We start from the raw sequence: 12956 nt of genomic DNA on the forward strand, positions 1-12956 counted from the left end.
GCCGGGACCAGCCGGTGCGGGCGCGGTCAGACGCGGGCCAGGACGAGGGTGAAGTCGCCGGTCGGGTCGGTGTAGTGGCGCTCCACCCGGAACCCGGCGTTCATGAGCTCCCGCCGCAGCCCGCCCAGGCGGAACTTCGCGCTGACCTCGGTGCGCATCTCCTCCCCGGCCGCGAAGGAGACCCACAGGTCCAGGCCGGGGATCGGCACACGCATGGCGCGGCTCGCGCGCAGCCGCATCTCGATCCACTCCCGGCGCTCGTCGTAGAGCGCGACGTGTTCGAAGGCCTCCGGCTCGAAGCCGGCGCCCAGCTCCCTGTTGATCACCCGCAGGACGTTCCGGTTGAAGGCCGCGGTCACCCCCGCGGCGTCGTCGTACGCCGCGACCAGCCGTCCGGGGTCCTTGACCAGGTCGGCGCCGAGCAGGAAGGTGTCGCCCGGGCAGAGCGTGGCGCGCAGCTCCTTGAGGAACACCTCGCGCGCCTGGGGGACGAGGTTGCCGACGGTGCCGCCGAGGAAGGCCACCAGGCGTCGTCCCGTCCGGGGCAGCAGGGGCAGGTGCGCCTCGAAGTCGGCGCAGATCGCCCGCACGGCCAGGCCGCGGTAGCGGGACGCGAACCGCCGCGCGGCGTCGCCCAGGGTCACCGCGTCGACGTCCACCGGCGTGTAGGCGCGCAGGGTGCCCCTGGCCGAGAGGGCGTCCAGCAGCAGCACGGTCTTCTCACCGGTCCCCGAGCCGAGCTCGACCAGGGTGTCCGCGCCGCTGCGGACGGCGATGTCGAGCGCGTGCCTGCGCAGGATGGCCAGCTCCCGGCGGGCGGGGTAGTACTCCGGCAGCCGGGTGATCCTGGAGAACAGGTCGCTGCCCGCCTCGTCGTAGAACCACTTGGGCGGCAGCCACTTGGGCGTGGCCGTCATCCCGGCGCGGACGTCGCGGGTCAGGGACTCGCGCAGGTGCTCGCCGCCGAGATGATCGATCAGTTGTACGGGTGACTGGCTGATGGACACGGTGCCTCCCGGGTCTGTGGGCCACCTCCCGCTCGCGGGCCGGTGGCCGGGTCGTCCGGTCAGAGCGTTCGGTCACGGTGCTGGGCGGGACCTCCGGTCACGCGGGGTTCGGGTCACGGTGTTCGGTCGTGGCGTCCGGTCCCGGTGCCCGGTCCCGGTGTCCGGACGGGTGCCCGGTCGTGGCGGACGGGTGTGGTGTGCGGGCGTGGTGTGCGGTCACAGGGGCCGGACGCGTACGCCGTCGGGCGAGGCGAGGACGAGGGTCCGCTCGGGCACGGCCCGCCAGCCGGGACGGCCGTCCAGCGGCTCGCTGGCCACGAGCACGCCGTCGCGCGGGTGGTCGCCCAGATGGACGAAGAGCGTGTCCCCCCAGGCGGTCGCGGCCACCGAGGCGCCGTCGCAGGCCAGCAGGTTCAGGCGGGCGCCGGGGTCCTTCACCCCGGCGCGGGTGACGACCTCGGCCAGGGCCTCGCCGAGCGGTTCGCCCGCGCGCCGTCGCGCGAACACCGCGGCCGCGAGCCAGGCCGAGTCGCACGTGCTCTCCGCGTCGTCGGCCAGCTCCCTGACCACCTCCCGCGCGACGCGCCCGTTGTGGCTGACCAGCCACGGCCCGTCGGCGAAGGGCGGGGTCGCGCTCTCCTCGACCGGCATCCCCGCGGTCGCCGACCGCACGGAGGCCAGCAGGCAGCCCGACCTGGCGGCCCGCGCGATCCCGGGCAGGTTCTCGTCGGTCCAGATGGGGACCGCGCGCCGGTAGCGGACCGGTTCGGCACGGGCGCCGTCGTACCAGCCGACCCCGAAGCCGTCGGCGTTGACCGTGCCGTGGCGCTGCAGGAGCGGCGCGTAGGACTGCCGGAGCAGGCCGTGGCGGGGCTCGTGGACCAGCGAGGCGAGGGTGCGCGGGGCGCCCAGCCACGCCGCGTGACGGCACATCTAGCCCTCCTCCGGCCGGGCCGTGCGGGCACAGCGGAACCCGGAGAAGATCTGCCTGCGCGCCGGGCGGTCCCAGTTGCGGAACGTCGTGCGGACCACCGCCGGGTCCGACGCCCAGGACCCGCCCCGCAGCACCCGGTGGCGGGAGTCGAAGAAGACCTCGCTGTACTCGGGGTAGGGAAAGCTCCGGAAGCCCGGGTACGGCAGGAACCAGGAGTCCGTCCACTCCCACACGTCCCCGATCATCTGCTCGGCCCCGCAGGGGGAGGCCCCGGCGGGAAAGGCGCCGAGCGGCGCGGGCCGGGCCGCCCGGTGGCCGAGGTTCGCCCTGCCGGGCCCGGGGGCGTCGTCCCCCCAGGGATGGAGCAGGGCCCGCTCCGCCTCGGCGTCCCAGCCGCAGGCCCTCTCCCACTCGGCCTCGGTCGGCAGCCTCCGGCCCGCCCACCGGGCGTAGGCCTCGGCCTCGTACCAGCACACGTGCTGGACGGGTTCGTCCATGGGCACGGGCTCGGTCCGCCCGAAGCGGGTACGCCACCACGTGCCGCCGTCCCGTCTCCAGAACAGCGGCGCGAAGGCGCGGCCGTGCCGCAGCCAGTGCAGGCCCTCCCCGCTCCACCACCGGGGATCGTCGTAGCCGCCGTCCTCGACGAAGTCGGCGTAGGCCCGGTTGCCCACGGGGAGCCTGTCGATCCAGTAGCCGGGCAGCTCGACCAGGTGGGCGGGGCGCTCGTTGTCGTAGGCCCACGGCCGGGTCCCGGTGCCCATCACGAAGGAGCCCGGCGGGACGAACACCTCGGCGGGGCCCGGCGGCCCGGCGGGCGGCAGGTCGCCGTCGCGGACCAGGCCCGCCTGGCCGGACAGCTGCAGGGTCGCCAGCATGGTCTCGTCGTGCTGGTGCTCGTGCTGGATCACCAGGCCGAAGACGAAGCCGTCCCGGTGCAGGGGGTCGGGGCCGTGCAGGTCGATCTCGTCCAGGACGTCCAGCACCCGGCCGCGCACGCCCCCGATGTAGTGGCGCGCCTCGCCGGGCCCCAGGACGGGCAGGGACGGGCGGTCGGCGCGCGGGTGCCGGAACGCGTCGTACATCTCATCGATCTCCGGGCGGAGCGGGGCGATCCCCCCGGCCTGCCGCAGCACCCACAGCTCCTCGTAGTTGCCGACGTGCGCCAGGTCCCACACCAGCGGTGACATCAGCGGTGAGTGCTGCCTGACCAGCAGGTCGTCCTCGGCGTCGGTGTAGGCGATGGACCGGCTACGCGCGGCGGTCAGCTCGGCGGCGATCCGTTCCTTGAAGTCGCTCATGGCATACCTCCTGCGTGGGGCCGCGCGGTCCGGGTCCGGGTGTGAGGACGTCAGGCCCGCCCCTCCCCGGCCAGCCAGGCCGGGAGGCGTCCCTCCGCCCCTCTCACCAGTTGCAGCAGGTCCACGGCCGGGGACCGGCCCGGGGACACGTGGCGGTCGGCGAAGGCGGCCACGTCCCGGACCAGCTCCGGTGACGCCCCCAGCCGGGGCAGCGCCTCGAGCGCGGCACGGAAACAGCCGTCGGCCGCGTCCCTCAGCCGGGGCTCGGCCAGCCCGCGGCGCCCGGCCCGGGGCCACATCCCCGTGCCCCCCGCGCACGGTTCGGCGGCGGCCAGCGCCGCGTCGGCCGCGCGGTCGTCGGTCACCAGGGCGTGGGTCACCGCCGCGCACACCTGCCAGCCCGCGGGATCCTGGGTGTCGAGGTAGCGGATCTCCAGCCAGCCGCGCGGCCGTACCGGAGGGAAGAGCGTGGTGGCGTGGTAGGCCAGGTCCTCCAGGGTCGGCGGGCGCCGGGACGTGGCCAGCAGGTCACGGAAGGTCGAGCCGTCCCGTACGGCGCGGTAGCGCACGCCGTCCGCGTGGTCGTCGGCCTCTTCCGAAGGCTCGCGTACCGCCATCAGGCGGGCGTCGAGCAGGTACTCCGCCCAGGCGGCGGCCGGATCGCCGGTCGCGGGGACGGCGGCCGTCCGCGTGGGGTCGAGCCGTTCCCACACCGCCTGACGGCCCGACATCCACCCGCAGGGACGGCTCCCGCTCAGGGGCGAGCAGGCGAAGGCCGCCACCAGGACGGGGCCCAGCAGGTGCGCGCGCTCCCAGCGCGCCGCCGGGTCCGGGCCCAGGTCCAGGTTGACCTGGATCGACGCGGTCGAGCACATCATCAGCGCCCCGTACGGGGCCCCGAGGAACTCGGCCATGGCCTCGTAGCGGGGCAGGCGCAGCTGCCGCCAGGCCGGTCGCAGCGGGTCGAGCCCCACCCCGGCCAGCACCAGGCCCACCTCCCGCAACGCCTCGCGTACGGCCTCGACGTCGGAGGTGAGACGGGCGATCGCGCCGGGCAGCGGGCCCGGCGGGCCGGAGAGCTCCAGCTGGCCGCCCGGCTCGAAGGTCACCACGCTGCCGCCGGGCAGCGGCGGCAGGGCGTCGGCGATCCTGGCGATCGGGACCTGGCGGGCGGGGGCCGTACGGTCGAAGACCAGGAACTCCAGCTCCACCCCCAGCAGGTCGCCGGGTGAGCCGGAGAAGCAGCGCCGCGCGAAGGCCTCCACGTCGGCGACATCCCGGACCAGCGTGTTCTCGGTCGCGAGACCGGTCATCCCCGTCCCCCCTCGCCATTCCCCTACGGCTTCACAGGCATGAGTGATCAGATCCACCCGCCCGGTCCCCGGGGCCGCCGGCGGCCCTCCGCGGATCCGGCCCGCTCCCGCGGGTCCCCGGCGCCCGCCGTCCGGCCGGGGCGCCCGGAACCCTCATGACGAAAGGTCATGGTCCGATCGCCGAGCGTCACGACGACGGCGCGGCGTCCGGCTCGGCCTCCGGGCGTGATGACGCCCTTCTCACCGGGGCGCTCCCGGGAGCGACGGTGGTTCTGGGAGAAAAATTCCCCCTCTGACCTGGTTCAACACCTTTTTGGGTGCGGGGGATCGCCGCCCGTGCCCGCTCGCCCGGGACGGACGGGGGAGCGGGGCGCCGCGGACGGCGCCCCGGGGACGTCAGGGGACCCGGAAGGGGTGCCCGTCCGGAAGGAGGGCCGAGACGACCTCGATGCCGGGCGGCCGGGGCCCGCGGAGACCACCGGCCGGGGACTCGTGCGGTCCGGGCTCGTGCCACCCGGACTCGTGCGGTCCGGGTTCGGAGGGGGCGAGGCCGGACAGCCCGAGGACCGCGCAGGCCGTCCAGTGCTCGCCGGGCCCGTGCTCGCCGCGGAGCGTGGGGATGACCGTGCGCGGGACCATGACGTTCGTGCCCGGCAGGGGGTGGACCAGCTCCCCGGTCCTGGCCCCGGTCAGGTCCTCGATCACGCACAGCCCTGCGGGCGAGTCGACGCGGGCGTGGCCGGGGCCCGCGGCGGCGTGGCGCGCGGCGGGGTCGCGGTCGACCGCGAACGCCCCCTCGGCCGACAGCAGCCTCCGCCCCGTCCGCAGGCGGTGCACCCGAAGGTGCCAGGGAGGGTGCGGCAGGAGCCAGGTGTCGACCTCCACGTCCGGCCACGGCGACCACCGCGCGTGCAGCAGCCCGTCGCGTACCGAGAAGTCCCGGGGCACCTCGCAGGGCCGCCAGTGCGTCCCGTCGTCGCTCAGCGCCAGCGTGCTGTCGAAGGCCCCCTGCTCCAGGCCGTGCGAGCCGCCCGGCACGCTGAACCCGAAGTGCGTCGAGTAGGCGAACTTGGCGTACTTGGCCGCGCCGTGCCGTACCCAGGTGTTGTGCTGGCCCGCGCTCAGCATGACGACCTGGCGCCCCTGTTCGCACCGCATCAGCGCGGCCCCCGCGTGCGGCTGGACGCGGACCCCGGCGAGCGGCCGCGCGGGCTCCTCGGCCGCGGTCCAGAAGGGGTGCTCCGCGGGCAGGGCCAGCGGCAGGAACGCCTTCAGTGCCCAGTACGGGGAACCGGGGGCGTTGTACTGCTCGGCGAGCGTGGGCTGGGCGTAGCCGTACCCCACGGTGAGCAGACCCGCCGCGTCCAGGATCGGCCGCTCCCGCCAGCGGCGCAGGTGCCGCATCAGGTGGCCCCTGACCTCGCCCCAGGGCAGGGCCTCCACCCCGGCGAAGGCGAGCGCGCCCCAGAAGGCCCCCTGGGCGAACCGGTAGGTCAGGCTCCGGCCGAACGGCACGGCGTCCCCGTCGCGGGTGAACCAGTGCTGGAAGTCCAGCGCGAAGGACGCCGCCCGCTCGCGCAGCCGCTCGGCGCGGCCGGGGTCGCGGTCCCCGGCCAGGGCGGCGTGGACCAGGCCGTAGTAGTGCATCGCGAACGGGACGTAGTAGTCGCGCTGGGCGGTGGGGCCGTCGGAGTACCAGCCGCCGCCCAGCGCGAAGGACTCCAGCCGCTCCAGCCGGGCCCGGACCGGCGCGGGGTCGAAGCGCACCCCGGCCCGGTCCAGGCCGAGCCCCACCAGCACGGGGAAGAAGTGCCAGTTGTTGTCGGCGGGCCGTACCGTCAGCGCGCCGGTCAGCCAGGCCGCCAGACGGTCCCGTTCGCGCCCGGTCAGCGGGTCCCAGACCCGCTCGGGCGCGATCGCCAGCGCCAGGCCGATCGCGGCGGTCTCCACCAGCCGCTGGTCGACGTCGGTCACCGGCCCCCAGAACTCCTCGTGCCCGGGGTCGGTGCCGGCGGCGAGCCCGGCGCGCCACAGCTCCCAGTGGCCGAAGGACCCGCCGCCGGCGGCCAGCGGCGCCAGCCCCCACAGCGGCCGGGCGAACGCCTCCAGCTCGGCCGCCGCGTCCGGGTAGTGGGCCGTGTTCACCCCGAGCCGCAGGCGCGCCCGCCCGGGGCTGAGACGGGGCACCAGCGGCTCGACCAGCCCGGTCACCAGCTCGCGCACGTCCTCGCGGTCGCGCGGCGCCCCGCTCCCCGCCCCGGCGGGGATCAACTCTTGAGCCCCGTGAACGCGATCCCCTCCATGATGCGGCGCTGGAAGATCATCAGAACCACGATCACCGGGACGACCGCCAGCGCGGCACCGGCCATCATGTAGTAGGCCCGTCCCGACTCACCGCTGGCGAGCTGCTGCAGGGCCAGCGGAAGCGTGTAGAGCTCGGGGTCGTTGAGCACCACCAGCGGCCAGATCAGGTCGTTCCAGTGGAAGATGAAGCTGGTGATCGTCACGACCGCCAGCACCGGCTTCGACAGCGGCACGACGATCCGCCAGAAGATCTGCATCCGGCTCGCGCCGTCGATGCGCGCGGCCTCCTCCAGCTCGGTGGGCAGCGACAGGAAGAACTGGCGCAGCAGGAAGATGTCCAGCACCGAGGCCACGTTGGGCACGATCAGGCCCCAGCCGGAGTCGAACATGCCCAGCGACTGGGTGACGTGCAGGCGCGGGACCAGGAGCGTGATCGTGGGGACCATCATGCCGGCGAGCAGCAGGATGAAGATCTTGTCCCGTCCCGGGAAGGGGATGCGGGCGAAGGCGTAGGCGGCCAGCGCGTCCACCAGCAGCTTGGCCGGGACCAGGATCAGGCAGACCCAGACGCTGTTGACGAACGCCTGGCCCATCCCGCCGTACTCCAGGACGTAGGAGTAGTTCTCCAGGGTGGGGGACCACTCGCCGGTCCTGCGGTCCAGCGGCAGCAGGCTGGGGACCTTGGTGTAGACGTCCGAGCCGTGCTTGAAGGAGGTCGCCAGCATCCACAGGAACGGGACGACCGACACCGCCGCCAGCAGCACCAGCGCGATGTAGACGGGTGCGAGCCGTACGTTCCTCGCCGTCTTCACGACGCCTCCTGCCTGACGAACTTGAACTGCAGCGCAGTGATGATCATGATGAAGACGAGCAGGATGAACGACATCGCGCAGGCCGCGCCCATCGCGTCGTAGCGGAACGCGTACAGGTACAGGTGCAGCACGTAGGTCAGGCCCGACTGCTCGGGACCGCCGGTGACGCTCCTGCCGCCACCGCCCGACAGGATCACGTAGACCAGGCCGAACACCTGCAGCGCCGCGATCACCCCGGTGACCAGCAGGTAGAAGGTGGTGGGCCGGAGCATCGGCACGACGACCTTCCAGAACCGCTGGACCGGCCCGGCGCCGTCGATGATGGCGGCCTCGCGGATCGAGCCCGGGATGCCCTTCAGTCCGGCCAGGTAGATGAGCATCGAGATGCCGCACTGCCAGGCCGCGATGAACGCCAGCGCCGGGATGACCAGATCGGGGTTGTTGAGCCAGTTCTGCCCGGGGATGCCGAACAGTTCCAGGAAGCCGTTGACCAGCCCGTAGCGGGGGTCGTAGAGCCAGCGCCAGATGACGCCCACCGCGGCCTCGGCCGTCACCACCGGCAGGAACAGCAGCAGCCTGAAGGCGTTGGAGCCACGGCGGATCACGTTGATCAGCAGGGCCTGGCCCAGGGCGGCGACCAGCGTCAGCGGGACGGCGATCACCGTGTACAGCAGGGTGACCTGGATCGACTTCCAGAAGTGCGGGTACTTCGCGTCGTTGAAGAGCAGGTCGGAGTAGTTGGTCAGGCCCACCCACTCGGCCGCCGACCGCAGGTTCCAGTCGGTGAAGCTGTAGTACAGCGCGGCCAGCGCCGGGTAGAGCATGAAGATCACGAAATAGATCATCGCGGGGGCGATCAGAAGCCACCCGATGACGTGGTCGCGCCGCCCGAGACCCGGGCGGCGGCGACGCCGCCCGGGACCAGGCGTCACGGTGGGCTGGTCGGCCAGCACCGGAGATGCCACGTTCGCCTCTTTTCGGTTAGCCGTTCCAGCCGAGGAGCGCGCGCGTCTTGGCCGCTGCCTCGGTGAGCGCCTCCTGGGAGGTCTTCTTGCCGCTCAACGCCGCCTCGATGGCGGGGGCGATGATCTCGTCGTTGATCTGGATCCACTCCGGCAGGGCGGGCCGGGCCTGGGCGACCTTGAGCTGCTCCAGGAACGCCGCCTGGTCGGGCCCGAAGGTCGCGGCGTCCCTCTCGGCCGCGGCCACGTTGGTCGGGAAGCCGCCGAGCGCCTGCGCCAGCGCGGTGTTGTTCTCGGCGCTGGTCAGGTGCGCGAGCCACTTCCAGGCCAGCTCGGCGTTCTTGCCCTTGCTGAAGACCACCGCGTTCTCACCGCCGATGTTGCCACCGGGCTCGGTCTTGTACGGCAGCGGTGCGGTGCTGAACTCCAGGTCCGGGAACTGGTCCTTGATGTTGGCCACGTCCCACGGCCCGGAGATCGTCATCGCGGCCAGGCCGTTCTCGAAGGCCTTGTCCGAGTCGGTGATCTCCCTGGGCGAGGAGGGCAGCAGGTCCACCCAGAGCTGGAGCGCCTCCACCCCGGGCTGCTGGTCGAACAGGATCTTCTTGCTCTTCTCGTCGACCATGGAGCCACCGGCGCCCGCGACGAAGCCCGGCCACATCCAGCCGCCGTAGCCGTCGCCCTTGGGCACCACGATCCCGGCGGTCTTCGGGTCGTCCTGGTGGACCTTCGCGGCCATCTGCTTGAGCTCGTCCCACGTCTTGGGCGGCGTCGGGATCAGCTTCTTGTTGTAGAAGAGCGCGACCGCGGTGTGGTCCAGCGGCAGCCCGTAGAGCTTGTCGTTCACCCGGTTGGTGTCGAGGGCGCCCTTGTAGTACGCCTTCTCGTCGACCGTGCCGGCGGGCACCTCCTTGATGGTGCCGTCCAGCGCGTACCTGGCCACCAGGGGCTGGTCCAGGATGCCGACGTCGGGGACGGTCCCGGCGGCGACCGCGCTTCCCAGCTTGGTGTTGTAGTCGTCCTTGGGGATCTTGACGATCTTGACGGTGACCTTGTTGGCCTTCTCGAAGTCCGCCCGCAGTTTCTCGACGACCTCCCCCGCCTGGGGGGTGCGGTCCTGGAACATCCAGTAGGTCAGTGTCGTGGCCTCCGAGGCCGTCCCGGTGTCGCCGCCGCAGGCGACGAGTCCGGCGAGCAGTGCCATACCGGCCGCAGCCCCTGTGACTCTCCTGATCATTTCTTCCTCCTGATGGGGGGTGCAACGGACGATAATGTAAGATGTGAAAAAAGTTCAGCCCCCTTGAGAAACGCTTTGGTAACACGGTGGCGGGACGGGCCTCGGAAGCCCGTCCCGGGAGGTCGATCACATGATCGCCGAGTGCTCCGATCAGCTCCCCGCGGCGAGCCGCGGGCCCTTGGCGCGCGCGGCCCCGCCGAAGGTGCCCGCACCGGTGCCACGGCCCGCCCGTCGCCTGCCGTACGGCGTCCGGCCGAACGGCTTGAACGTGGAAAGGACCACGTTGAGCAGGTAGACGACCAGGGCGACGCTCGGCGCGACGGCCAGGGAGACCCCGTCCCGGCCGGGGAGGAGGGACGGCAGGGGCCCGGTCCCCGACACCGCGGCGGCGACCTCCCCGATCTGCGGGCGGAGCGCGAACACCGAGGCGATCAGCGCGGCCGTGCTGGTCACGAGCTTGAGCACCACCCAGTGGTGGCGGACGAGACCCCAGGGCGTGTACAGGCAGAGCAGGAGCCCGCTCAGCACCGCGGTCAGGCCCACCGGGGCGATCAGGGTGCCGGCCAGGACGTCCATCGCCAGGTAGGAGGCGCGCACCAGCGCGGGGTCGCCGGTGACCAGCGCGGTGACGCCCAGGGTGAGCAGTCCCAGGTCGAGGCCGAGCCAGCCGACCGAGGCCGCCACGTGCAGGGTGAGGACGGTCTTGCGGAGCGCGGGCGGCATGAGCGGGGCGGGACGGCGCCCGCCGCGCCGGGCGGGTTCACCGGACGGGACGGGCTCGCGGGCCGGGGCGGCCGTCCTGCGCGGGACGGACCCGGCGACCGGGCCGGGTGCCGTGGGCGGGACGGGCCCGGCGGGCGAAGGCGCCGGGGGCACCGGGTTCGCGGGGGTCGCGGGGGTCGATCGGGGCGGGACGGGCTCGGGCATGGGGTCGCCTTCCGGGCACGTACCGCGCCGCGTCCCGGCTCTCGCCGCGGACGCGCGGGGTGTGACGAGGCGTCGTCGTCGGGGTGCGGGGAGGGCGGGGCGGCGCGGTGGGAGCGGACACGGTCATCGTGCTGTCCGCTCCACTGTCGCCGTGAACGCGCGCCCGGCCGTCCTCCACGGGAAGGCCACGTGTCTACGCCCCGTGTCGTACGGGCGGCGCTCCTCGCCGGGCGATCCGCCCCTCGGCTCGTACCCCGGGCCGCTTCACCGGGGTGTCCGTCGCCGGGGGCGGGCGGCCGGACGCGGAACGCGCCCGGAGCCGCTAACCGGCCTCGGTCGTGCTCCCCGAGGGCGTGCGCGACTGGCGGCGCATCGCCAGCACGATGTCCCCGATGACGACCAGGGCCAGCACGCCCGCGACGATCGTCAGCCAGGGGATGCCCGCCACGACCCCGAGCACGCCGAGAGCGATCGCCGCCACCAGCGCGAACGACCCGAACCGGATGTGCGCGACGTCGCGGGGCGTACCCCTGACCATCGGCTTGCCGGACGCCGAGGTCGTCTCCGGCATCTGTCCTTCGGAAGTCATTTTTCCCCTCCTTGCTCGTGAATGCACCCTTTACCCGGATGCGCCCCTCTCATGTGTCCGGTTCACACCTCGCGTGCGCGTTCGATGGCCTCGGCCAGTTCTTCGGGCGCGGAGACCGTCAGGGTTGCGCCCGGGTGGGTCAGGAAACCGCCGGGCACCAGAGCCGGCACCGGGGTACGGAACCGGACGCACAGTCCCCTCCGGGCGTTGGTCCCGAACGTCACCCCGCGGTCGGCCAGCGACAGGTGCGGCCCGATGACCTTCCAGGCCGCATAGGGGCCGGTCACCTCGGTGCCCGAGACGTTGGCCACGGGGGTCCGCAGCGACCAGGGGCCGAAACGGACCGAGAGCACGCCCTCGCCCACCTCGGCGAAGGCCCGGTCGGGGCCGACCCCGATCAGCGAGAGCGGGGTCCGCCAGGCCGGGTCGACGTCGAACGCGAAACGTGTCATCGCGGTCAGCGTTCCCAGGGGGCGGTCTCGCCCATCTTGGCGTAGTACTTGGCCAGGTGCGCCTTGATCCTGCCGAGTTCCTCCTCGGGGACGTTCACGCCCCCGCGCGCCCCCTGCAGGACGCCCCCGGCCGCCCGTACGGCGTGCGGCACTACCTTCAGCCTTCCGTCGATCACGTCGGCGATGGGCAGCTTGTAGCTCCCGAACTCCTCGGGCTGGTCGCCGTCGTACCACAGGTGCGCCTCGCGGTAGCGGGCGTTGGGCTCCTCCTCGGCGTCGGCCCAGGAGCGGACGCGCTTCTCGGCCGCGTCGCCGTCCCATGCCCTGTCGCCGTCGGCCAACGGCAGGTCCTGAAACCGGGTGACCGTCATGACCTCACTCCCTTCGTCGGTGGTTCCCTAACCCGACGGGCCGATCCCATGCCTGGCGGCGACATATTTAGGGTTTGCCGGGGGAGGGGGTCGGCATGACCGAGAACCCTGAGATCAGCGAAGAGACGGCCCCTTCCGACGGGGCGGAGGACCAGGCCCGGGACGGCGGCGTGCCCCAGGGGACGCCCGGATCGGACCCCTCCGAGCAGGCGCAGCCTCCCGCCGGGCCGCGGGGCGCCGACGGGGAGAGCCGGGTCGTGGCGGAGCGGTCGGGCTCGGACACCACCTTCCCGGCGCGCCCGCTGCTGGCCGACCCGGACGACGCGCGCCGCGTCCCGGGAGAGGACGGCCCCGAGATCGAGGACGACTCCGCCGGTGAGGGCTCCGGCGGGACGGACGAGGGCGACGGGGACGGTACGGAGGCCACGGACGGGGGCACCGAGGGCACCGAGGGGGCCGGCGGCGCCGACGGCTCCGGCGGGACGGCCGATCCCGAGGTGGGCCCGGCGTCCTGAGGGTCTCCGTCAGGGCCTCCGCCGCGCGTTCCGGGGCCCGGGTTCCGGACGGCCTCGACCCGGGTGCCGGGGACGGCCTCCCCGGCCTCCTTCGCGGGATCCGGGACTCGTCGCGGGGTCCGGGGCGCGACGGCCCCCGAACACGGCGGTGGGGGGGGGGGGGGGGGGGGGGGGAGCAGAAACAGGGGGGGGGGGGGGGGGGGGGGTGTGGGAGTTGGTGGCCGTTTTCTTT

General features: G+C 73.5%; 13 protein-coding genes. 1 reads left to right on the top strand and 12 read right to left on the bottom strand.

The genetic code is table 11. The features are described from left to right. Nucleotides 1–26 precede the first annotated feature (26 nt). From egtD to ACZ6RT_RS14725, 12 genes are all read right to left on the bottom strand, one after another. Nucleotides 27–1007 (bottom strand): L-histidine N(alpha)-methyltransferase, encoded by a 981-nt coding sequence (gene egtD / locus ACZ6RT_RS14670; protein WP_470153879.1) that lies wholly within the window; start codon nt 1005–1007, stop codon nt 27–29. Between the two features lie 216 nt (nt 1008–1223). Beyond that, nucleotides 1224–1940: an ergothioneine biosynthesis protein EgtC gene (gene egtC, locus ACZ6RT_RS14675; RefSeq protein ID WP_399189267.1), complete on the bottom strand. Its 717-nt coding sequence runs from the start codon at nt 1938–1940 to the stop codon at nt 1224–1226. Beyond that, nucleotides 1941–3242 (bottom strand): ergothioneine biosynthesis protein EgtB, encoded by a 1302-nt coding sequence (gene egtB / locus ACZ6RT_RS14680; RefSeq protein ID WP_470153881.1) that lies wholly within the window; start codon nt 3240–3242, stop codon nt 1941–1943. A 50-nt stretch (nt 3243–3292) separates the two neighbouring features. Beyond that, nucleotides 3293–4555: a glutamate-cysteine ligase family protein gene (locus tag ACZ6RT_RS14685; protein WP_399189263.1), complete on the bottom strand. Its 1263-nt coding sequence runs from the start codon at nt 4553–4555 to the stop codon at nt 3293–3295. A 396-nt stretch (nt 4556–4951) separates the two neighbouring features. After that, complete coding sequence (locus ACZ6RT_RS14690; RefSeq protein ID WP_470153884.1) at nt 4952–6778, bottom strand: DUF2264 domain-containing protein; 1827 nt, start codon at nt 6776–6778, stop codon at nt 4952–4954. 44 nt (nt 6779–6822) lie between these two features. Beyond that, entirely contained in the window at nt 6823–7671 is an 849-nt protein-coding gene (locus tag ACZ6RT_RS14695; RefSeq protein WP_399189258.1) for a carbohydrate ABC transporter permease, read from the bottom strand. Further along, nucleotides 7668–8636 carry a carbohydrate ABC transporter permease gene (locus ACZ6RT_RS14700; protein WP_399189256.1) on the bottom strand — a complete coding sequence of 323 codons (969 nt, stop codon included), beginning with the start codon at nt 8634–8636 and terminating at the stop codon, nt 7668–7670. Before ACZ6RT_RS14700 ends, ACZ6RT_RS14695 begins: the two co-directional genes overlap by 4 nt. A gap of 16 nt (nt 8637–8652) precedes the next feature. Beyond that, on the bottom strand, nt 8653–9870 hold the full coding sequence (locus ACZ6RT_RS14705; protein ID WP_399189254.1) for an ABC transporter substrate-binding protein: 1218 nt from the start codon (nt 9868–9870) through the stop codon (nt 8653–8655). 150 nt (nt 9871–10020) lie between these two features. Next, nucleotides 10021–10797: a hypothetical protein gene (locus ACZ6RT_RS14710; RefSeq protein ID WP_470153887.1), complete on the bottom strand. Its 777-nt coding sequence runs from the start codon at nt 10795–10797 to the stop codon at nt 10021–10023. Nucleotides 10798–11119: 322 nt separating this feature from the next. Next, on the bottom strand, nt 11120–11386 hold the full coding sequence (locus ACZ6RT_RS14715) for a hypothetical protein (RefSeq protein WP_344908403.1): 267 nt from the start codon (nt 11384–11386) through the stop codon (nt 11120–11122). A 62-nt stretch (nt 11387–11448) separates the two neighbouring features. Then, the gene (locus ACZ6RT_RS14720) at nt 11449–11838 is read right to left on the bottom strand and encodes a hypothetical protein (RefSeq protein ID WP_470153888.1); all 390 of its coding nucleotides are present in this window, start codon (nt 11836–11838) and stop codon (nt 11449–11451) included. Between the two features lie 5 nt (nt 11839–11843). Next, nucleotides 11844–12209 (bottom strand): hypothetical protein, encoded by a 366-nt coding sequence (locus ACZ6RT_RS14725; protein WP_399189248.1) that lies wholly within the window; start codon nt 12207–12209, stop codon nt 11844–11846. A gap of 95 nt (nt 12210–12304) precedes the next feature. Here ACZ6RT_RS14725 and ACZ6RT_RS14730 point away from each other — a divergent pair, with 95 nt between their 5' ends. Next, entirely contained in the window at nt 12305–12724 is a 420-nt protein-coding gene (locus tag ACZ6RT_RS14730; RefSeq protein WP_470153890.1) for a hypothetical protein, read from the top strand. Nucleotides 12725–12956 lie beyond the last annotated feature (232 nt).

The organism is Streptosporangium sp. NPDC050148, assembly GCF_055586505.1.

Coding starts and splice junctions, on each gene's coding strand:
- egtC (WP_399189267.1), bottom strand. CDS start 1,940: ATGTGCCGTCACGCGGCGTGGCTGGGCGCCCCGCGCACCCTCGCCTCG.
- egtB (WP_470153881.1), bottom strand. CDS start 3,242: ATGAGCGACTTCAAGGAACGGATCGCCGCCGAGCTGACCGCCGCGCGT.
- ACZ6RT_RS14685 (WP_399189263.1), bottom strand. CDS start 4,555: ATGACCGGTCTCGCGACCGAGAACACGCTGGTCCGGGATGTCGCCGAC.
- ACZ6RT_RS14705 (WP_399189254.1), bottom strand. CDS start 9,870: ATGATCAGGAGAGTCACAGGGGCTGCGGCCGGTATGGCACTGCTCGCC.
- ACZ6RT_RS14710 (WP_470153887.1), bottom strand. CDS start 10,797: ATGCCCGAGCCCGTCCCGCCCCGATCGACCCCCGCGACCCCCGCGAAC.
- ACZ6RT_RS14715 (WP_344908403.1), bottom strand. CDS start 11,386: ATGACTTCCGAAGGACAGATGCCGGAGACGACCTCGGCGTCCGGCAAG.
- ACZ6RT_RS14720 (WP_470153888.1), bottom strand. CDS start 11,838: ATGACACGTTTCGCGTTCGACGTCGACCCGGCCTGGCGGACCCCGCTC.
- ACZ6RT_RS14725 (WP_399189248.1), bottom strand. CDS start 12,209: ATGACGGTCACCCGGTTTCAGGACCTGCCGTTGGCCGACGGCGACAGG.
- ACZ6RT_RS14730 (WP_470153890.1), top strand. CDS start 12,305: ATGACCGAGAACCCTGAGATCAGCGAAGAGACGGCCCCTTCCGACGGG.